This is a genomic window from Pseudomonas sp., from assembly GCF_017744435.1.
Classification (GTDB): Bacteria; Pseudomonadota; Gammaproteobacteria; order Pseudomonadales; family Pseudomonadaceae; genus Aquipseudomonas.
Window position 1 is genome coordinate 42,084 of sequence record NZ_JAGIBG010000022.1, and the last position, 20,393, is coordinate 62,476.

A 20,393-nucleotide genomic window follows, 5' to 3' on the forward strand; every position below is an offset into this window, starting at 1 on the left:
CGCCGTACGCATAAGCGACCAATGAGTCAGTAACTGAATATTCGTTCGCGAGCCTTTGTTGAGGCGGCACACATACGGGTGGAAAAAGTGGTGCTAGCATACAGCCATCATCGAACCTGCATAGCCCACTAACAAGTAGCCAGGACATGACCCAAGCCGCGGAGCCGAGCCAGGAGCGCCTCTCGCAGGAGCTCGAACAGCTGTTGCAGCGCCTGTCGCGTACGCGCCTGCGCCACGGCGACCAGCCCGACCAGCTGGAGCTGCCACCTGCGCGCAAGCCGGTCTACCTGCTGCTGCACGACCATGAGCGCGCCGAGCGCCTCGCCCAGCAGCTGGAGTTCTTCGGCCTGAGCGCGCAACCACAGCCCTGCGCCAGTGCGTTTCTGGCTTCGCTGGCCGAGCAACCTCCGGCCGCCATCGTCATGGATGTCGACTTCTCTGGCCCCGGTGCTGGCCTGCCGTTGGCGGCGCTGGCGCAACGGGGCCAGGCGCAGCCCATACCGCTGCTGTTCTTCAGCCTGCACGAAGCCGATACGCCGACACGCCTGGCCGCGGTGCGCGCCGGCGGCCAGGCGTTTCTGACCGGTACGCTGGAAGCCTCCAGCCTGCTGGAAAAGCTCGAAGCCATGACCAGCAACGCACAGCAGGAACCGCTACGCGTGCTGATCATCGACGACTCACGCGCCCAGGCCCTGCATACCGAACGCGTACTGGCCAGCGCCGGTATGCTGACCCGCAGCCTGAACGACCCGATCCGCGCCATGGCGGAGCTCGCCGACTTCCAGCCCGACCTGATCATCCTCGACCTGTACATGCCGACGTGCTCGGGCCCGGAACTGGCCAAGGTGATCCGCCACAATGACCGTTACGTCAGCGTGCCAATCATCTACCTGTCCGCCGAGGACGACCTGGACAAGCAGCTCGATGCCATGAGTGAAGGCGGCGACGACTTCCTGACCAAGCCGATCCGCTCGCGGCACCTGATCACCACCGTGCGCAACCGCGCCGCCCGCGCCCGCCACCTCAAGGCCCGCATGGTCCGTGACAGCCTGACCGGGCTGTACAACCACACCCACATCCTGCAACTGCTCGAAGACTGCAGCTACCGTGCCCGCCGCGCGCAGCAACCACTAAGCTTCGCCATGCTCGACATCGACCACTTCAAGAAGATCAACGACCGCCACGGCCACCCCATGGGCGACCGGGTGATCAAGAGCCTGGCGCTGTTTCTCAAGCAACGCCTGCGCAAGACCGACTTCATTGGCCGCTATGGTGGCGAGGAATTTGCCATCGTCATGCCCAACACCTCACTGGTAGCCGCGCACAAGGTCCTGGACGAGATTCGCCGGCGCTTTGCCGAGATTCTCTACCCGGCGCAGCCGGAGGATCTGCAATGCACCTTCAGTGCCGGGGTGGTGCAGCTGGACGATGAGCTGGATGCGCTGAGCATGGCCAGCACGGCGGACGAGGCGTTGTACCGGGCCAAGCATGCCGGGCGTAACTGCGTGGTCCGGGTCGAGCCGTAACGGCCGAGCGCAATAGCTCAACGCCACCATCGTCATCACCTGGTAACAAATTCGCCATAAATTCAGGCGCTTATCTCTCGACTCCCCCGCAGGAAGTTCGCGGCTATGCGCCTGAAGTGGCTGACCAATTTCAACACCCTGTTGCTGGTGACCGTGTGTATCGCCCTGGGAGCGACCCTGTGGTGGTCGCAACGCGCCCTGGAGCGGCCCTATCAGATGATGGAGCGCTACCTGGGCCTGTCGCAGCAGTTCCAGAACCAGACAGCGCGCAACATCCAGGCTTACCTGGGCAGTGGCGACGCCTTGCGCCACGCTGCTGCCGTCGACGCCAACAAGCAGCTCGAAGCCTCGCTCAGCGACTGGCCGCCAGAACTCGCCGGCAAACTGCGCCCGAGCCTGGACACCCTGCAGGCCTTCACCACCAACGAACTGCTCGCCGCCGGCAAGCTGGCCGGCGACCCGCAAGCCCTGCTGCTGCAGGCCGAACGTGAGCTGGGGGCCAACTTCGAGCAGCTGGCCGGCTATGCCCGCGACAGCGGCAGCAGCGAAGCCAACCGCTACCTGCTGCCATTGCTCGATGCCACCGTGCACCTGGGCCGGCTGTCGCTGGCCCGGGACAAGCTGGTCAGCAGCGGCCGCGCCGAGCTGGCCGACGAGGTCGAGCGCGAACTGCAAGTGATCCGCGCCCAGGCCCAGGTCATCGACGGCCTGCCGCTGCTGGGCGTGACCCGAGCGGCCGAATCCAACGCCGACGACTTCGCCGCCATGATGGGCCTGGAGTCCCAGGCCAGCGAGCAACAGGAAGACGTGGCGGTCGGCCTCAAGCGCGAGCTGCAAAGCCTGCTCAACCGCTACCCCGCCGAGCTGCAACGCACCCGCGAGCAGATCGAACGCCGTACTGCCCTGGCCGCCAGCACCAACCAGCGGCTGGAAGCCGTGCAACAGGCCATTGCCGGCCTGGAGCCGGAAGTGCGCGGCCAGCACGCGAAGATTGCCGGTGAAGTGCGCATCATCCAGGGGCTGATGATCGGCCTGATCCTGCTGATCGCCCTGCTCATCGACACCCTGCAACGGCGCCTGGCCCGCACCCTGACCAGCCTGGCACCGGCCCTGTCGCGCTGGGCCGAAGGTGACTTTGCCGCGCCTATCGCACTGGGCAAGACCAACCGCGAGCTGCACGACATCCAGGAGTCGCTCAACCGCCTGCGCCAGTACTTGGTGGAGCTGGTCGGCACCATCCGCCACAACGCCGAGCAGGTTGCCGGCAGCAGCCACGCCCTGGCCGGCATGAGCGCTGCCCTGCACGACGGCGCCGAGCGCCAGGCCGGCGACACCGGGCAGATTCGCGATGCGCTGGGCGAGCTGGAAGCGACCATCCAGCAAGTAGCAGGCGACGCCAGCTCTGCCGCCGATGCCAGCCGCGACGCCGGCCGCGCGGTGGAACAGGGCCAGGCGGTGATTGGCCAGAGCCTCTCGGGGCTGCGGGCACTGGTCGACGAGGTACAAGGCAACGCGCGCATGATCGAACAACTGGCCGAAGAGTCGGCCACCATCGGCGGGGTGCTGACGGTGATTCGCTCCATCGCCGAACAGACCAACCTGCTGGCATTGAATGCCGCCATCGAAGCCGCCCGCGCTGGCGAGATGGGCCGTGGCTTCGCCGTGGTGGCCGACGAGGTGCGCTCACTGGCGCAGCGCACCACCGGGGCTACCGGCGAGATCCAGGCGCTGATCGACCGCCTGCAGCAGGCGGCGCGAGAATCGGTGGCCGGGATGCGCACCCAGTTGGAACATGCCGAAGCCACCGCCAACCAGGCCCAGGCCGCCGATGGCGCGCTGGACGAGATTGTCAGCGCGATCCGCACGATTGCCGATACGGCAGTGCGCATTGCCGATGTCACCGCGCAGCAGAGTGGTGCGGTGAGTGAGATTCGCGATCACAGTGAGCGGATTCATGAGTTGGGTGAAGACAACCTGCAGCGGATCGGCGAAGGGCGCGAGCAAGGCGAACAGCTGCTGAGCCTGGGCGGGGAGCTGAGCAAGGCGGTGCGGGCCTTCAGGGTCTGAGCCCTCCTGTGCCGGCCTCTTCGCGGCTAAAGCCGCTCCCACAGGGATATCACAGGTTTTGAAAACTGTGCGACCTTGTGGGAGCGGCTTTAGCCGCGAAGGGGCCGGAACAGGCAATACATAACTGACGCCATGTGTCGCCGTCACTTTCAACCACCGCCAACTCCGCTATCATGCGGGCACGTTCCACCTCGCGAGTCCGCCATGCGCCGCCTGTTTTTCCTGCTGTTCCTGCTGCTGGCCAGCCCTGCTTTCGCCTCGGGCCTGCTCGACAACCGCCCCAGCGCCACCCTCGGCGCCGCTTCGCTGTCCAACAACGCCGACTTCCTGCCGGTGCACGAAGCCTTCAAGCTCAGCCTGGTGCAGGCCGACGCGCAGACCCTCAAGCTGCGCTTCGTCGCCACCGACGGCTACTACCTGTACCGCCACCGCTTCCACTTCCGCACGGAACCAGCGGACATCGCCCTGGGCCCGCCGAACATCCCCAAGGGCGAAGCCAAGCACGACGAGTTCTTCGGCGACGTCGAGGTGTACCACGGCGTGCTCGATATCGAGATCCCACGCACCGACGCTCGCGCCTTCACCCTGCTGGTGGGTTACCAGGGCTGCGCCGACAAGGGCCTGTGCTACCCGCCGGAAACCGAACGCCTGAGCATCGACGGCGAAGCGCCCGCCGCAGGCGCCGCCTTGCCTGCAGACAGCGAACAGGGCTGGAGCTGGAAGTCGCTGCTGCTGTTCTTCCTCGCTGGGGTCGGCCTGACCTTCACCCCTTGCGTGCTGCCGATGCTGCCGATCCTCTCTGGCGTGGTCCTGCGTGGCCAGGTCGGTGGCCTGCGTGGCCTGGCCCTGTCGCTGGCCTACGTGCTGCCGATGGCCGCCAGCTTTGCCGTGCTCGGCGCGCTGATGGGGCTGTTCGGCGCCGGCCTGAACCTGCAGGCGCGCCTGCAGTCGGCCTGGGTTCTGGTGCCTTTCGCGCTGTTCTTCGTGGTGTTCGCCCTGGCCATGTTCGGCCTGTTCGAGCTCAAGTTGCCGCAGGCCCTGAGCAACCGCCTGAACAACGTCGCCAACCACACCCGAGGCGGCTCGCTGCTCGGTGCGGCAGTGCTCGGCGTGCTCTCCAGCCTGCTGGTCTCGCCCTGCGTGTCAGCGCCGCTGGCGGGCGCCTTGCTGTACATCAGCGCCAGCGGCGATGCCGTGGGCGGCGCGCTCAAGCTGTTCGCCCTGGGCCTGGGCATGGGCGCCCCCTTGCTGCTGATGGCCACGGGTGGCGCCGCCTGGTTGCCGAAGAGCGGCCCTTGGCTGAACAGCGTGAAAAACGCCATCGGCGTATTGCTGCTGGGCCTGGCCATCGGCCTGCTCAGCCGCGTGCTGCCGGGGCCGGCGACCTTGCTGCTGGTCGGCTTCCTGGCGGCTGGCGTGGCGCTGTTCCTCGGCGCCCTGGAGTTTGTGATCAAGACGCCACGCCAGCGCCTGGCACAACTGTTGGGCCTGGCGCTGCTGGTGTATGCGCTGGCCTGCTGGTATGGCGCGCTCAACGGCCAAGGTGACCCGCTACGCCCGCTGCCGCCCCCCGCCGTGGCCACCGTCAGCGGTGCTGTGGCCAAGGCAGATGCCTGGCAAACCATCACCACCCCGGCCGCACTGGACGCCGCCCTGGCCGAGGCCAAGGCCGCCGGCCAACCGGTGCTGCTGGACTGGTACGCCGACTGGTGCATCAGCTGCAAGGTGATCGAACACGAAGTGCTCAATGCACCGCAGGTTCAAGGGCAGTTGAGCGCCTTCAAGCTGCTGCGCTTCGATATCACCCAGAGCAGCGCCGAACAGCGCACGCTGCTCGACCGCTACCAGCTGTTCGGGCCGCCGGCGCTGTTGTTCTTTGCGGCGAACGGCAGCGAAATGACCACCGATCGGGTGATTGGCGAGATAAACGCCGGGGAATTTGCGCAGATTCTGGCGCGCGTGCGCGGCAAACTCGGTCTATAACTTCCCGCGTGCCGGGAAATTTCTCCCAATGAGTGACCAGATTTAATTATTTGGTCACATACTTCGCGCGAACCTCGGGCAACGTGCTGGCTATTGCCGGGAACTGGACACTTGCCGTCGCTTTGCGGCACACTCGCCGCGCTGTGTTGAATTGCCCTACAAATCCAAGGAATCCGCAGATGGCAACCCTACTGGTGCTTCACGGCCCCAACCTGAACCTGCTCGGGACTCGCGAACCGGGCCACTACGGCGCCGTGACCCTGGCCCAGATCAACCAGGACCTGGAGCAGCGCGCCCGCGCCGCTGGCCACCATTTGCAGTACCTGCAGAGCAATGCCGAGTACGAACTCATCGATCGTATTCATGCCGCACGCAACGAGGGTGTGGACTTCATCCTGATCAATCCGGCTGCTTTCACCCACACAAGCGTCGCATTACGTGACGCATTGCTCGCGGTGAGCATCCCATTCATCGAAGTGCACCTGTCCAACGTGCACAAACGCGAACCGTTCCGTCACCACTCCTACTTTTCCGATGTTGCCGTAGGAGTGATCTGCGGCCTGGGCGCCAGCGGTTATCGCCTGGCCCTGGAGTCTGCACTGGAACAACTGGCTGCCAACGCACAGCCCTGATAACGAAAACCCTGGCCTCAGTGGGCCGGGGTTAGAGAGAAACGTTCAGATACGTTTTTAAATTTCGCCCCCTGACCGAACCTTTGGGAGTTGATGATTAATGGATATCCGTAAAGTCAAGAAACTGATCGAGCTGCTGGAAGAGTCTGGCATCGACGAGCTGGAGATCAAGGAAGGCGAAGAGTCGGTCCGTATCAGCCGCCACAGCAAGACCCCGGCTGCCCAGCAGTTCTACGCACCTGCGCCAATGGCTGCCGCGCCTGCCGCTGCTCCGGTTGCCGCTGCCGCTGCGCCAGCCGCCGAAGCCGCTGCCGCCGCTCCAGCCCTGAAAGGCACCGTGATCCGTTCGCCGATGGTCGGTACCTTCTACCGCAAGCCTTCGCCGACCTCGCCGAACTTCGCTGAAGTTGGCCAGAGCGTGAAGAAAGGCGACACCCTGTGCATCGTCGAAGCCATGAAGATGATGAACCACATCGAAGCCGATGTTGGCGGTGTCATCGACGCCATCCTGGTGGAAGACGGCCAGCCGGTTGAGTTCGACCAGCCGCTGTTCACCATCGTTTGAATCGCGGAGAGCCAACGATGTCTGGGAAGCTCGAAAAAGTCCTGATCGCCAACCGTGGGGAAATTGCCCTGCGGATCCTGCGTGCCTGCAAAGAGCTGGGCATCAAGACCGTCGCCGTGCACTCCACGGCCGACCGTGAACTGATGCACCTGGGCCTGGCAGACGAGTCGGTCTGCATCGGCCCTGCATCGTCCAAGGATTCCTACCTGCACATCCCGGCGATCATCGCTGCCGCCGAAGTCACTGGCGCCACCGCGATCCACCCGGGTTACGGCTTCCTCGCGGAAAACGCCGATTTCGCCGAGCAGGTGGAAAAGTCCGGTTTCGCCTTCATCGGCCCGAAAGCCGACACCATTCGCCTGATGGGCGACAAGGTTTCGGCCAAGGACGCGATGATCAAGTCGGGCGTACCTACCGTACCGGGCTCCGATGGCCCGCTGCCGGAAGACGAAGAGGTCGCCCTGGCGATCGCCCGTGACGTCGGCTACCCGGTGATCATCAAGGCCGCCGGTGGCGGTGGTGGTCGCGGCATGCGCGTGGTGCACAAGGAAGAGGACCTGATTTCCTCGGCCAAGCTCACCCGTACCGAAGCCGGTGCTGCCTTCGGCAACCCGATGGTCTACCTGGAGAAGTTCCTGACCAACCCACGTCACGTGGAAGTTCAGGTGCTGTCCGACGGCCAGGGCAACGCCATCCACCTGGGTGACCGCGACTGCTCGCTGCAGCGCCGTCACCAGAAGGTGCTGGAAGAAGCCCCGGCCCCGGGTATCGACGAGAAGGCGCGTCAGGAAGTCTACAAGCGTTGCGTCGATGCGTGCATCGAGATCGGCTACCGCGGTGCCGGTACCTTCGAGTTCCTGTACGAGAACGGCCGTTTCTACTTCATCGAGATGAACACCCGTGTGCAGGTTGAGCACCCGGTGTCGGAGATGGTCACCGGTATCGACATCGTCAAGGAGATGCTGAGCATCGCCGCTGGCAACAAGCTGTCGTTCCGTCAGGAAGACGTGGTCATCCGTGGCCACTCGCTGGAGTGCCGGATCAACGCCGAAGACCCGAAGAAGTTCATTCCGAGCCCAGGCAAGGTCAAGCACTTCCACGCCCCGGGCGGCAACGGCGTGCGCGTCGATTCGCACCTGTACAGCGGCTACTCGGTTCCGCCGAACTACGACTCGCTGATCGGCAAGCTGATCACCTACGGCAAGGACCGCGACGAAGCCATGGCGCGCATGCGCAATGCCCTGGACGAGATCGTCGTCGACGGCATCAAGACCAACATCCCGCTGCACCGCGACCTGGTGCGTGATGAAGGTTTCTGCAAAGGCGGCGTGAACATCCACTACCTCGAGCACAAACTGGCCAACCAGGAGTGATCGCGTTAGCGTGATGCACCGAAACCCCGGACGTGTTCCGGGGTTTTTTATTGCCTGACAGAAGGCTTGCGCGGTCGCTGTGGGAGCGGCCTTGTGTCGCGAAAGGGGCGCGCAGCGGCCCCAAGATCTTAGCTCCGCCGGCAGTATCGCCGGGGCCGCTTTGCGGCCCTTTCGCGACGCAAGGCCGCTCCCACAAAAAGCGCAGCTCCAGTCCCTACCCCTTCATCCGCGGCATCTCGATCCGGTGCTCATGCACCCGCCGATACAAGGTCGCCCGCGAAATGCCCAAGGCCCGCGCCGCCTCCGCCGGCTTCCAGCGATGACGGATCAGCGCATCGAGCAGCAACTGCCGAGCCGGGCTCGACACCCCGGAATCAGCCGTAGGCACGGCATCACCCCGCACCTCTTGGGGCAGATTCTCCAGGCACACCTGGCCACCTTCGCTGACCGCACAGGCATATCGCAGCACCTGCCGCAGCTGGCGCAAATTCCCCGGCCAGCGGTACACCAGCAGCGCCTGCAGCGCATCGTCGGCCAGCATCACCTCAACCCCGCAAGCCGCAGCCTCCTCAGCCAGCAACTGATGAATCAGGCTCAATCGGTCCTCCCGCTCCCTGAGCGGCGGCAACTCGAACCGGGCATTGGCCAGGCGGAAATACAGGTCCTCACGGAAACGCCCTTCACTCACCATCGCCGCCAGGTCGCGGTGAGTCGCGCAGATCACCTGGATGTCCACGCGCTCCCGTCGTGCAGCCCCCAGTGGCGCCACCTCGCCTTCAGCCAGCACTCGCAGCAGCCGGGTCTGCAGAGGCAGCGGCATGTCGCCAATCTCGTCGAGGAACAAGGTGCCGCCATCGGCCTGCTGCAGCAGACCCTGCATGCCTTTGCTCGACGCGCCGGTAAACGCCCCGGCGACATAGCCGAACAGTTCACTCTCGATCAGGCTCTCGGGAATGGCCGCACAGTTCAGCGTGACGAATGGCCCGTCATGGCGCTGGCTCTGCTGGTGCAGCTGGCGCGCGAAGACTTCCTTGCCGGCACCGGTCTCGCCCTGCACCAGCACGGCCAGGTTGCAATCCTTGACCCTTGTGGCCAGCCGCAGGTGTTGTTCGATGCGCGCATCCTGCGCTTGCTGCAAAGGTTGCGCCCGGCCCCTTCGCTGGGGCGCGCTGACCCGGCCATACAACCCGCCCCAACCCGGCAGGCGCTGGGCCGAGGCCTCGTTGGCGCGGCGCAGCTGGCCCATGTCGAACAGCTCGCCGATGTGTTCAGGCAAACGCCCGTGCCGCGCCAGCAAACGCTCGCGGGCCAGGCTGTTGATCGCCTGCAGGCGGCCGTCGGCATCCCAGGCCAGCAGGTAGTCGGGTTGGCTTTCCACATAACCCGGCGTGCCATGGGCGCGCATCACCCAGTGGCTCTGGGCGCTGTGCATGAAGAAGGCGTTCTCGATCTCCCGTGCGGTCTGTTCCACCAGTTGCAGGATCAGGTGCTGGCTGCGGCGGTCGTCCGGGGATTGCAGGGCCGACACATCCACCACGCCGAGCAGCTCGCCCTGCGGATCGAACACCGGCGCCGCCGTGCAGGTCAGGCCAATGAAGGCGGCGCGAAAGTGATCGCGCTTGTGCACCGTGACCGGCGCCTTGCTGGTCAGCACCGCCGCCACGCCACAGGTGCCCTCCTCGCCCTCGGACCAGCAGGTGCCCAGGTACAAGCCAGCCTTGCGGCAGTCGTTGCGGATGGCCGACTCGACCCGGTAATCGATGGTGCGCCCCAAGGCATCGGTCAGCAGCACGCAATAGTCGGCGCCGCGCACTCGCGTATGCAGGCGCGCCACCGCATCGCTGGCAATGCGCAGGAACAGTTCGGCGCGTTCGCGGCATTCGTTGAGCAGGCTTTGGGAAAGGATGCGCGGCCCCTGCTGGGACCCAGGGTCAAGACGGTACAGCTCCATGGAACGGCGCCAGGAGTCGAGGATCAGCGGCGGCACCGGCGCCTGAGGCAGGCGGTCGGCGTTCTTCAGCACCCGGCTGACGCAATCGACATGGGCTCGGGAGTTCGCGGCAAGCATGAGGCCTCCGGTTCCTGTTTGTTCTTGTCGTTGTGCGGCCATTAAGCGCCTGCCGGCATGTCCCGACAAGCGTTGCGTGATTACCGGTGGGCCTGAGACGCAGCGTCTCAGCCTCCCGGCAAGCGCCGGCCGATGCTGGCACGCAGCGTCTCAGGCAAGGACCGCAGTAGCCTGGCCCGATAGTGCTCGAACCCCTCTGCAACGGCCCTTGCAGGGCAGGTTAAGAAAGCTGGCACCCACCTTGCTCAAGCCTAGGCAAACAAGAATACGAGGTGTGCCATGCCGCAGCCCGGCCCGACCATCGGGATCATTGCCAACCCTGCCTCCGGCCGCGACCTGCGTCGCCTGACCAGCAACGCCGGGCTTTACTCCAGCACCGACAAGGCCTCGGTCATCCAGCGCCTGCTCGCCGCCTTTGGTGCCACGGGCGTGGCCGAGGTACTGCTGCCCACCGACATGACCGGTATCGCTGCCGCCGTGCTCAAGGCCAGCCTCGGCCCCGTGGCGCAGGACCAGCACTGGCCGCGCCTGGCGTTACTTGACCTGCCATTGACCCAGACCGTCAGCGATACCCGCCTGGCCACCCGGCAAATGGTTGAGCGAGGCGTGGCAATGATCGCCGTGCTGGGCGGCGACGGCACGCACAAGGCCGTGGCAACCGAGGCCGGGGATACGCCCCTGCTCACCCTGTCCACCGGCACCAACAACGCCTTCCCGGAACTGCGCGAAGCCACCAGCGCAGGCCTGGCCGGCGGTTTGCTCGCGGGCGGCCGGGTACCGGCCAGTATCGGTCTGCGCCGCAACAAGCGACTGCTGGTGAAGGTGCCGCAACAACAGCTGTGTGAGTGGGCGCTGGTCGAGGTGGCGGTGTCACCGCAACGCTTCATCGGTGCCCGCGCGCTGAGCCGCAGCGAAGACCTCAGCGAAATCTTCGCCTGCTTCGCCGAGCCCCATGCCATCGGCCTGTCCGCACTCTGCGGGCTGTGGCAACCGGTGGCCCGCCATGAACCCCACGGCGCCTGGGTGCGACTCAACCCCGGCGCCGAACAGGCCCTGCTCGCCCCACTGGCCCCCGGCCTGCTGCAAGGCTGCGGCATTACTGCCAGCGGCACACTCAGCCCGGGTGTGGCGCATCGCCTGAGCCTCACCGCCGGCACCCTGGCTCTGGATGGCGAGCGCGAGATCGAATTTGCCGAGCACGACACCCCGACCATCACCCTCGACCTGCAAGGCCCATTGACCGTCGACGTCGAGGCCGTGCTGGCACATGCCGCCCGTCATCACCTGCTGGCCGTCCCGCGCGGCCATCGGCTGCACCCTGCAACCCCGTGTTGAGACAACCCTGGAGAACAACAAGATGTCCACTCACCTCAGCTCAGAGCAATTGCTGCATGCCTATGAAGTGATGCGCACCATCCGTGCCTTCGAAGAACGCCTGCACGTGGAGTTCGCCACGGGCGAGATCCCCGGCTTCGTTCACCTGTATGCCGGTGAAGAGGCTTCCGCCGCCGGTGTCATGGCGCACCTGCGCGACAGCGACTGCATCGCTTCGACCCATCGCGGCCATGGTCACTGCATCGCCAAGGGCGTCGATGTGTACGGCATGATGGCCGAAATCTACGGCAAGAAGACCGGCGTGTGCGGCGGCAAGGGCGGCTCGATGCATATCGCCGACCTGGAAAAAGGCATGCTCGGTGCCAACGGCATCGTCGGCGCCGGTGCACCCCTGGTGGCCGGTGCCGCCCTGGCGGCCAAGATCAAGGGCAATGACAACGTGGCCGTGGCCTTCTTCGGCGACGGCGCCTCCAACGAAGGCGCGGTGTTCGAGGCGATGAACCTGGCCTCGATCATGAACCTGCCGTGCATCTTCGTCGCCGAGAACAACGGCTACGCCGAAGCCACCGCCTCGACCTGGTCGGTGGCCTGCGACCATATCGCCGACCGCGCCGCCGGCTTCGGCATGCCGGGGGTGACCATCGACGGTTTCGACTTCTTTGCCGTGCACGAGGCTGCCGGTGCCGCCATCGAACGCGCCCGCGCCGGGCAAGGTCCGTCGTTGATCGAGGTCAAGCTCAGCCGCTACTACGGCCACTTCGAAGGCGACGCACAGACCTACCGCGCCCCCGACGAGGTGAAGAACCTGCGTGAGTCCCGCGACTGCCTGCTGCAGTTCCGCAACAAGACCACCCGCGCCGGCCTGTTGCAGGCGGCGCAACTGGACGCCATCGACGCCCGTGTCGACGACCTGATCGAAGACGCCGTGCGCCGCGCCAAAGCCGACCCCAAGCCGCAGCCCGCCGACCTGCTCACCGACGTCTACGTCAGCTACCCCTGAGCCCGGACAACAAGAACAACAGGAGAACCACCATGGCTAGAAAAATCAGCTATCAGCAGGCCATCAACGAAGCCCTGGCCCAGGAAATGCGCCGCGACACCAGCGTGTTCATCATCGGCGAAGACGTTGCCGGTGGCGCCGGTGCCCCAGGTGAAGATGACGCCTGGGGTGGCGTGCTCGGCGTGACCAAGGGCCTGTACCACCAATTCCCCGGGCGCGTGCTCGATGCGCCGCTGTCGGAAATCGGCTACGTCGGTGCCGCCGTCGGTGCCGCCACCCAAGGCCTGCGCCCGGTATGCGAGCTGATGTTCGTCGACTTCGCCGGCTGCTGCCTGGACCAGATCCTCAACCAGGCCGCCAAGTTTCGCTACATGTTCGGCGGCAAGGCGGTCACCCCGCTGGTGATGCGCACCATGTACGGCGCCGGCCTGCGCGCCGCGGCCCAGCACTCACAGATGCTCACCTCGCTATGGACCCACATCCCCGGCCTGAAGGTGGTCTGCCCATCCTCGCCCTACGACGCCAAGGGCCTGCTGATCCAGGCGATCCGCGACAACGACCCGGTGATCTTCTGCGAGCACAAGCTGCTCTACAGCATGCAGGGCGAAGTACCGGAAGAGGTGTATAGCGTGCCGTTCGGCGAGGCCAACTTCCTGCGCGACGGCGACGACGTGACCCTGGTGACCTATGGGCGCATGGTCCACGTGGCCCTGGAAGCGGCCAACAACCTGGCCCGCCAGGGCATCGACTGCGAAGTGCTGGACCTGCGCACCACCAGCCCGCTGGACGAGGACAGCATTCTCGAAAGCGTGGAGAAGACCGGCCGCCTGGTGGTGATCGACGAAGCCAACCCGCGCTGCTCGATGGCCACCGACATCAGTGCACTGGTCGCACAAAAAGCCTTCGCCGCACTCAAGGGCCCGATCGAGATGGTCACCGCGCCGCACACCCCGGTGCCGTTCTCCGATGCCCTGGAAGACCTGTACATCCCTGACGCCGCGAAGGTCGAAGCGGCCGTGCGCAAGGTCATCGAAGCTGCAAGGAGTGCCGCATGAGCCAGATCCATACCCTGACCATGCCCAAGTGGGGCCTGTCGATGACCGAAGGCCGGGTCGACGCCTGGCTCAAGCAGGAGGGGGATGAAATCAGCAAGGGCGACGAAGTGCTGGACGTCGAGACCGACAAGATCAGCAGCAGCGTCGAGGCGCCGTTCAGCGGCGTGCTGCGCCGCCAGGTGGCCCGGCCCGACGAAACCCTGCCGGTCGGTGCGCTGCTGGCGGTGGTGGTGGAAGGTGAAGCCGAAGAATCGGAAATCGACGCCGTGGTGCAGCGCTTCCAGGCCGAGTTCATCGCCGAGGGCGGCGCCGACCAGGCCCAGGGACCGGCTCCACAGAAGGCCGAGGTGGCCGGGCGCCTGCTGCGCTGGTTCGAGCTGGGCGAAGGTGGCACGCCGCTGGTGCTGGTGCATGGCTTTGGCGGCGACCTCAACAACTGGCTGTTCAACCACCCGGCACTGGCGGCCGAGCGGTGGGTCATCGCCCTGGACCTGCCGGGGCATGGCGAGTCGGCCAAGGCCTTGGCAAAGGGTGATCTGGATGAATTGAGCGAGACCGTGCTGACCCTGCTCGATCATCTGGACATCGACAAGGCCCACCTGGCCGGGCACTCCATGGGCGGTGCGGTCAGCCTGAATGTGGCGCGCCTGGCACCGCAGCGGGTGGCGAGCCTGAGCCTGGTGGCCAGTGCCGGGCTGGGTGAAGCGATCAATGGCCAGTACCTGCAAGGGTTCGTCGCTGCCGCCAACCGCAATGCGCTGAAGCCGCAGATGGTGCAGCTGTTTGCCGACCCGGGGCTGGTGACCCGGCAGATGCTTGAGGACATGCTCAAGTTCAAGCGCCTGGAAGGTGTGGATCAAGCCTTGCGCCAGCTAGGGTCGGCGCTGGCCGACGGTGACCGACAGCGGCATGACCTGCGCGGGGTGCTGGGGCAGCACCCGGCGCTGGTGATCTGGGGGGCCGAAGACGCGATCATTCCGGCGGCGCATGCCGACGGGGTCGAGGCCGAGGTGCTGGTGGTACCTGGGGTCGGGCACATGGTGCAGATGGAGGCGGCGGAGCAGGTGAACCAGGGGCTGCTTGAATTCCTGCGCAAGCACTGACCATTCTCTACTGCCTGTTCCGGCCTCTTCGCGGGTGAACCCGCTCCCACAGGTACCGCACCGCTTTCGAATGCGGCGCCAATCCTGTGGGAGCGGGTTTACCCGCGAAGAAGCCAACGCGGTCTACCGGCCCTGCTCTACAAACCCCCCGCACTCGCGTAAACTGCCAGGCTTCTCGCAGCCTCGGGCTGCCCCTGTCGATTTACCAAAGGTGCCCGCCATGCCTTGGCTGCAAGTACGCCTGGCCATCAGCCCGGAACAAGCCGAAACCTACGAAGACGCCCTGCTCGAAGTCGGCGCCGTATCGGTCACGTTCATGGATGCCGAAGACCAGCCGATCTTCGAACCCGACCTCAACACCACCCCGCTGTGGTCGCACACCCACCTGCTGGCACTGTTCGAAGCCGACGCCGAGCCTGAAGCGGTATTCGCCCACCTGCAACTGCTGACCGGCGCCGAGTTGCCCGAGCACCAGGCCGAAGTGATCGAAGACCAGGACTGGGAACGCAGCTGGATGGACGGTTTCCAGCCGATGCGCTTTGGCCAGCGCCTGTGGATCGTGCCGAGCTGGCACGAGGCCCCGGAACAGGACGCGGTCAACCTGCTGCTCGACCCGGGCCTGGCGTTCGGCACCGGCACCCACCCGACCACCGCACTGTGCCTGGAATGGCTCGACGGCCAGCCACTGCAAGGCACCCAGGTGCTGGACTTCGGCTGCGGCTCGGGCATCCTCGCCATCGCTGCCCTGCTGCTGGGCGCGCGCGAGGCGGTCGGTACCGACATCGACGTGCAGGCCATCGAAGCCTCCCGTGACAACGCCCAGCGCAACGGCATCGCCGATGAAAAGCTGGCGCTGTACCTGCCCGAGCACATGCCGGCCATGCAGGCCGACGTGCTGGTCGCCAACATTCTCGCCGGCCCGCTGGTGTCGCTGGCACCGCAGCTGTCCGGCCTGGTCCGCCCAGGTGGGCTGCTGGCCCTGTCGGGCATCCTCGCCGAACAGGGCGAGGAAGTGGCTGCCGCCTACGCTGCCGACTTCGATCTGGACCCGATCGTCGTGCGCGACGGCTGGGTGCGCATCAGTGGTCGGCGCCGCTAAGCGGGCCTAGAATAGTTCTCTGCACAGCTCCCGGATTGCCGCATGACCGACAGTTTCGTCACCCAGTGCCCGCATTGCCAGACCAGCTTTCGCGTCACCCATCACCAGTTGAGCGTGGCTCGCGGCGTCGTGCGCTGCGGTCACTGCCTGCAGGTGTTCAATGCGGCCAAGCAGTTGCTGGAGCAGAACCGCGCCAAGGCCGATGTTGCCCCCGTAGCGCCACCACCTGTGGCGGTCGAACCGGTCGCCGCGCCTGAACCGGTTGCCAGCGAGCCGCCGCCGGTCGAGAAAGAGGACTGGGCCATCACCGCCCAGGCCTTGGATGAACTCGACCTGGACCAGGAACTCGCCCGCCTCGAACGCCGTGACGAACCTGCCGAGCCGGGCTCGGACGCCAAGGCCGGCGCCCTGCAAGCCCGTCGCGACGAGCCGGCTGCCGATGAGCAGGATGATGAACTGTTCGGCACCGCGACCGACGACCGCCATGAACCGCTCGCGGCCCATGACCCGGCGCCGGTGCTGCTGGACGAGCAGCCCCTGGAGCCGGAGCCGGGTGATCGCACCGAGCCGACCCTCGGTGGCAACCTGGACCTGGACCTCGACGACGAACCGCCTGCGCAACACGCTGCCGAGCCAGAGCCCACGCAACGGTTCGACGAACACGATGACGATGTCATTCACGAGAAGGGCCTGAGCGCCCGTGATGACGACGACACTGATCTCCATTTGTCAGCCCGCGATGACGATCCGCTCGAGCCGCTGCCCGGCGAACGCCTGGAACCCGGCTTCGCCGCCAAGCCTGAGCGCCTGTCACGCAAGGAGCCGCTGGTCGACGTGGTCGACGACCCGCTGCAGCTGGGTTGGGAGAAACCCCGGCCCAACTGGGGCAAGCGCCTGCTGTGGAGCTTCCTGACCCTGCTGGCCGCTGGCCTGCTGGCATTCCAGTACGTCTGGTTCCACTTCGACGAACTGGCCCGCCAGGACCAATACCGGCCGATCTTCCAGCAACTGTGCCCGATGCTCGGTTGCCAAGTGCCGAGCCGCGTCGATATCGGCCGGATCAAGAGCAGCAACCTGGTGGTGCGCAGCCATCCGGACTTCAAGGGCGCGCTGATCGTCGATGCGATCATCTACAACCGCGCACCGTTCGCCCAGCCATTCCCGCTGCTGGAGCTGCGTTTCGCCGACCTCAACGGCCAACTGATCGCCAGCCGTCGGTTCAAGCCCAGCGAGTACCTGTCGGGTGAATTGGCCGGGCGCGGCGAAATGCCCAGCCAGACGCCGATCCACATCGCCCTGGATATTCTCGACCCAGGCCCCAAGGCCGTGAACTACAGCCTCAGCTTCCGCTCCCCGGAGTGACGACCCAAGGCTGGCTGCCGGTTTATCGGCGCCAGCACGCAGTCGCAAACCCTCGGGCATAAGGCCGCAGTTGTTCAGAATTTATCCAAATCCATCTTTATCCGGTCACCGAGAGCGGGTATCATGCCAACCCTTTTTCGGACTCCCATGATTCGGCCCCACAACAGGGAACACCTATGTCGGCGGTACGCATCGGCCCATACACACTACGTAACAACCTGATCCTCGCGCCCATGGCCGGGGTCACGGACCAGCCTTTCCGTACACTTTGCAAGCGCCTGGGCGCCGGCATGGTGGTGTCGGAGATGGTCAGCAGCGACATGAGCCTGTGGAACAGCCGCAAGTCCAGCCTGCGCCGCATCCATGAAGGTGATCCCGAGCCACGCTCGGTACAGATCGCCGGTGGTGATGCGCAGATGATGGCGGCGGCGGCCCGGGCCAACGTCGAGGCAGGTGCCCAGATCATCGATATCAACATGGGCTGCCCGGCAAAAAAAGTCTGCAACAAAGCTGCAGGCTCTGCTTTATTGAGAGATGAAGCTCTGGTCACCGAAATCCTCCACGCCGTGGTCGGCGCGGTGGACGTACCGGTGACGCTGAAAATCCGCACCGGATGGGACCGGGCGAACAAGAACGGCCTGAACGTGGCGAAGATCGCCGAACAGGCCGGTATCCAGGCGCTGGCGGTGCATGGCCGTACACGCGCCGACCTGTACACCGGCGAAGCCGAATACGACACCATCGCTGCCATCAAGCAGGCGGTGTCGATCCCGGTTTTCGCCAATGGCGATATCACCTCGCCAGAAAAGGCCCGGGCGGTGCTGGATGCCACCGGGGTCGACGGCTTGCTGATTGGCCGGGCTGCCCAGGGGCGGCCATGGATCTTTCGCGAGATCGAACATTTTTTGGGGACTGGCCAGCATTTGCCGGCCCCGCAGTTGGACGAAGTGGAACGCATCCTGCTGGAACACCTGGCCGCGCTGCATGCCTTCTATGGCGATGTGATGGGCGTGCGTATCGCCCGCAAGCACGTGGGCTGGTATCTGGCAACACGACCCGGCGGCAAGGAGTTCCGCTCCCGGTTCAACGCTTTGGAAGACACACAAGCGCAGTGCGCCAACGTTCGCGCGTATTTCAGCGAACGTCGACAGAGCCTTGAGACAGAGGACGGACAAGGGGTGGCCGCATGACGATGATGACCGAGACATTAGTGAGTGGAACAACGCCCGTGAGCGACAACGCCAACCTCAAACAGCACCTCAACACGCCAAGCGAAGAGGGTCAGACCCTTCGTGACAGCGTCGAGAAGGCGCTGCACAACTACTTCGCACACCTGGAAGGCGCGACCGTCACCGACGTGTACAACCTGGTGCTCTCCGAAGTCGAGGCGCCCCTGCTCGAAAGCGTGATGAACTACGTGAAGGGCAACCAGACCAAGGCCAGCGAGATGCTCGGACTCAACCGTGGCACCCTGCGCAAGAAGCTCAAGCAGTACGACTTGCTGTAAGCCAGAATCCCAATCAGAAAAGGCGGCCTCTGCGAAGAGACGCCTTTTTTGCTGACTCCACCGCGTTATTGGAACCCGAAATGACCGACCAGACTACCCGCCTGCCAGTCCGCCGCGCCCTGATCAGCGTCTCCGACAAGACCGGTATCCTCGAATTCGCCCGTGAGCTGCAGCAGCTCGGTGTCGAGATCCTGTCCACCGGCGGCACCTACAAGCTGCTCAAGGACAACGGTGTGAACGCGGTGGAAGTGGCCGACTACACTGGCTTCGCCGAAATGATGGATGGCCGGGTCAAGACCCTGCACCCGAAGATCCACGGTGGCATCCTCGGCCGCCGCGGCACCGACGACGCCATCATGAACGAGCACGGCATCAAGCCGATCGACCTGGTTGCCGTCAACCTGTACCCGTTCGAAGCCACCATTTCCAAGCCTGGCTGTGACCTGCCGACTGCCATCGAGAACATCGATATCGGCGGCCCGACCATGGTCCGTTCGGCGGCCAAGAACCACAAGGATGTCGCCATCGTGGTCAACGCCAGCGACTACGCCGGCGTGCTGGAAGGCCTCAAGGCCGGCGGCCTGACCTACGCCCAGCGCTTCGACCTGATGCTCAAGGCGTTCGAGCACACTGCCGCCTACGACGGCATGATCGCCAACTACATGGGCACCATCGACCAGGCCAAAGAGACCCTGTCGACCTCCGCGCGCAGCGAGTTCCCGCGCACCTTCAACAGCCAGTTCGTCAAGGCCCAGGAAATGCGCTACGGCGAGAACCCGCACCAGAGCGCGGCGTTCTACGTCGAAGCCAAGAAAGGCGAAGCCAGCATCTCCACTGCCGTGCAGCTGCAGGGCAAGGAACTATCGTTCAACAACGTGGCCGACACCGACGCCGCGCTGGAGTGCGTGAAGAGCTTCGTCAAGCCGGCCTGCGTCATCGTCAAGCACGCCAACCCGTGCGGCGTGGCTGTTGTGCCTGAAGACGAAGGCGGCATCCGCAAGGCCTACGACCTTGCCTACGCCACCGACACCGAGTCGGCGTTCGGCGGCATCATCGCCTTCAACCGCGAACTGGACGGCGAAACCGCCCAGGCCATCGTCGACCGTCAGTTCGTCGAAGTGATCATCGCGCCGAAAATCTCCCAGGCTGCCCGCGACGTGGTGGCGGCCAAGCAGAACGTGCGCCTGCTGGAATGCGGCGAGTGGCCAGCCGAGCGCGCTGCCGGTTGGGACTTCAAGCGCGTCAACGGTGGCCTGCTGGTGCAGAGCCGCGATATCGGCATGATCACCGCCGATGACCTGAAGATCGTCACCAAGCGTGCACCGACCGAGCAAGAAATCCACGACCTGGTATTCGCCTGGAAAGTGGCCAAGTTCGTCAAGTCCAACGCCATCGTCTATGCCAAGCAGCGCCAGACCATCGGTGTCGGCGCCGGCCAGATGAGCCGCGTCAACTCCGCCCGCATCGCTGCCATCAAGGCCGAGCATGCCGGCCTGCAGGTGCAGGGTGCGGTCATGGCGTCGGACGCGTTCTTCCCGTTCCGTGATGGCATCGACAATGCGGCTAAAGTAGGTATCAGCGCCGTGATCCAGCCGGGTGGTTCGATGCGTGATGCCGAGGTGATTGCTGCCGCTGATGAAGCTGGCATCGCCATGGTGTTCACCGGTATGCGCCACTTCCGCCACTAATTACGCGGATCCCGAGGCGAGTCGAGATCC

General features: G+C 65.2%; 16 protein-coding genes. 15 read left to right on the top strand and 1 reads right to left on the bottom strand.

Annotated features, from left to right (window positions below; genetic code table 11):
• The first annotated feature begins 146 nt into the window (after nt 1-146).
• The 6 genes from J7573_RS16155 (at nt 147) to accC (ending at nt 8,146) form a co-directional block, all read left to right on the top strand.
• The gene (locus J7573_RS16155; protein ID WP_294337187.1) at nt 147-1,526 is read left to right on the top strand and encodes a diguanylate cyclase; all 1,380 of its coding nucleotides are present in this window, start codon (nt 147-149) and stop codon (nt 1,524-1,526) included.
• Between the two features lie 105 nt (nt 1,527-1,631).
• Entirely contained in the window at nt 1,632-3,593 is a 1,962-nt protein-coding gene (locus tag J7573_RS16160; RefSeq protein WP_294337189.1) for a methyl-accepting chemotaxis protein, read from the top strand.
• A 204-nt stretch (nt 3,594-3,797) separates the two neighbouring features.
• Nucleotides 3,798-5,576 (top strand): protein-disulfide reductase DsbD, encoded by a 1,779-nt coding sequence (locus J7573_RS16165; protein ID WP_294337191.1) that lies wholly within the window; start codon nt 3,798-3,800, stop codon nt 5,574-5,576.
• 179 nt (nt 5,577-5,755) lie between these two features.
• On the top strand, nt 5,756-6,208 hold the full coding sequence (gene aroQ / locus J7573_RS16170) for a type II 3-dehydroquinate dehydratase (protein ID WP_008093086.1): 453 nt from the start codon (nt 5,756-5,758) through the stop codon (nt 6,206-6,208).
• A 100-nt stretch (nt 6,209-6,308) separates the two neighbouring features.
• Complete coding sequence (gene accB, locus J7573_RS16175) at nt 6,309-6,773, top strand: acetyl-CoA carboxylase biotin carboxyl carrier protein (RefSeq protein ID WP_110633686.1); 465 nt, start codon at nt 6,309-6,311, stop codon at nt 6,771-6,773.
• 17 nt (nt 6,774-6,790) lie between these two features.
• Nucleotides 6,791-8,146, top strand: coding sequence for an acetyl-CoA carboxylase biotin carboxylase subunit (gene accC / locus J7573_RS16180; RefSeq protein ID WP_103445827.1), 1,356 nt, complete (start codon nt 6,791-6,793; stop codon nt 8,144-8,146).
• A 214-nt stretch (nt 8,147-8,360) separates the two neighbouring features.
• Here the strand turns inward: accC and J7573_RS16185 are convergent, their stop codons facing one another.
• Nucleotides 8,361-10,214: a sigma-54-dependent Fis family transcriptional regulator gene (locus J7573_RS16185; RefSeq protein WP_294337210.1), complete on the bottom strand. Its 1,854-nt coding sequence runs from the start codon at nt 10,212-10,214 to the stop codon at nt 8,361-8,363.
• Nucleotides 10,215-10,493: 279 nt separating this feature from the next.
• On the opposite strand from J7573_RS16185, the gene J7573_RS16190 reads away from it, so the two are divergent.
• From J7573_RS16190 to purH, 9 genes are all read left to right on the top strand, one after another.
• Nucleotides 10,494-11,549, top strand: coding sequence for an NAD(+)/NADH kinase (locus tag J7573_RS16190; RefSeq protein WP_294337212.1), 1,056 nt, complete (start codon nt 10,494-10,496; stop codon nt 11,547-11,549).
• 22 nt (nt 11,550-11,571) lie between these two features.
• The gene (locus J7573_RS16195; RefSeq protein ID WP_152956928.1) at nt 11,572-12,549 is read left to right on the top strand and encodes a thiamine pyrophosphate-dependent dehydrogenase E1 component subunit alpha; all 978 of its coding nucleotides are present in this window, start codon (nt 11,572-11,574) and stop codon (nt 12,547-12,549) included.
• A gap of 32 nt (nt 12,550-12,581) precedes the next feature.
• A complete protein-coding gene (locus J7573_RS16200) occupies nt 12,582-13,604 on the top strand; it encodes an alpha-ketoacid dehydrogenase subunit beta (RefSeq protein WP_294337216.1) in 1,023 nt (340 codons plus the stop codon).
• Nucleotides 13,601-14,707 carry an acetoin dehydrogenase dihydrolipoyllysine-residue acetyltransferase subunit gene (locus tag J7573_RS16205; protein ID WP_294337219.1) on the top strand — a complete coding sequence of 369 codons (1,107 nt, stop codon included), beginning with the start codon at nt 13,601-13,603 and terminating at the stop codon, nt 14,705-14,707. Before J7573_RS16200 ends, J7573_RS16205 begins: the two co-directional genes overlap by 4 nt.
• Nucleotides 14,708-14,927: 220 nt before the next feature.
• On the top strand, nt 14,928-15,806 hold the full coding sequence (gene prmA, locus J7573_RS16210) for a 50S ribosomal protein L11 methyltransferase (protein WP_294337220.1): 879 nt from the start codon (nt 14,928-14,930) through the stop codon (nt 15,804-15,806).
• 42 nt (nt 15,807-15,848) lie between these two features.
• A complete protein-coding gene (locus J7573_RS16215; protein WP_294337224.1) occupies nt 15,849-17,168 on the top strand; it encodes a DUF3426 domain-containing protein in 1,320 nt (439 codons plus the stop codon).
• Nucleotides 17,169-17,344: 176 nt separating this feature from the next.
• Nucleotides 17,345-18,358: a tRNA dihydrouridine synthase DusB gene (dusB, locus tag J7573_RS16220; RefSeq protein WP_294337227.1), complete on the top strand. Its 1,014-nt coding sequence runs from the start codon at nt 17,345-17,347 to the stop codon at nt 18,356-18,358.
• Nucleotides 18,355-18,675 (top strand): DNA-binding transcriptional regulator Fis, encoded by a 321-nt coding sequence (gene fis / locus J7573_RS16225; protein ID WP_008093076.1) that lies wholly within the window; start codon nt 18,355-18,357, stop codon nt 18,673-18,675. Before dusB ends, fis begins: the two co-directional genes overlap by 4 nt.
• Before the next feature lie 80 nt (nt 18,676-18,755).
• Nucleotides 18,756-20,363 carry a bifunctional phosphoribosylaminoimidazolecarboxamide formyltransferase/IMP cyclohydrolase gene (purH, locus tag J7573_RS16230; protein ID WP_027920810.1) on the top strand — a complete coding sequence of 536 codons (1,608 nt, stop codon included), beginning with the start codon at nt 18,756-18,758 and terminating at the stop codon, nt 20,361-20,363.
• The last annotated feature ends 30 nt before the right edge of the window (nt 20,364-20,393 follow it).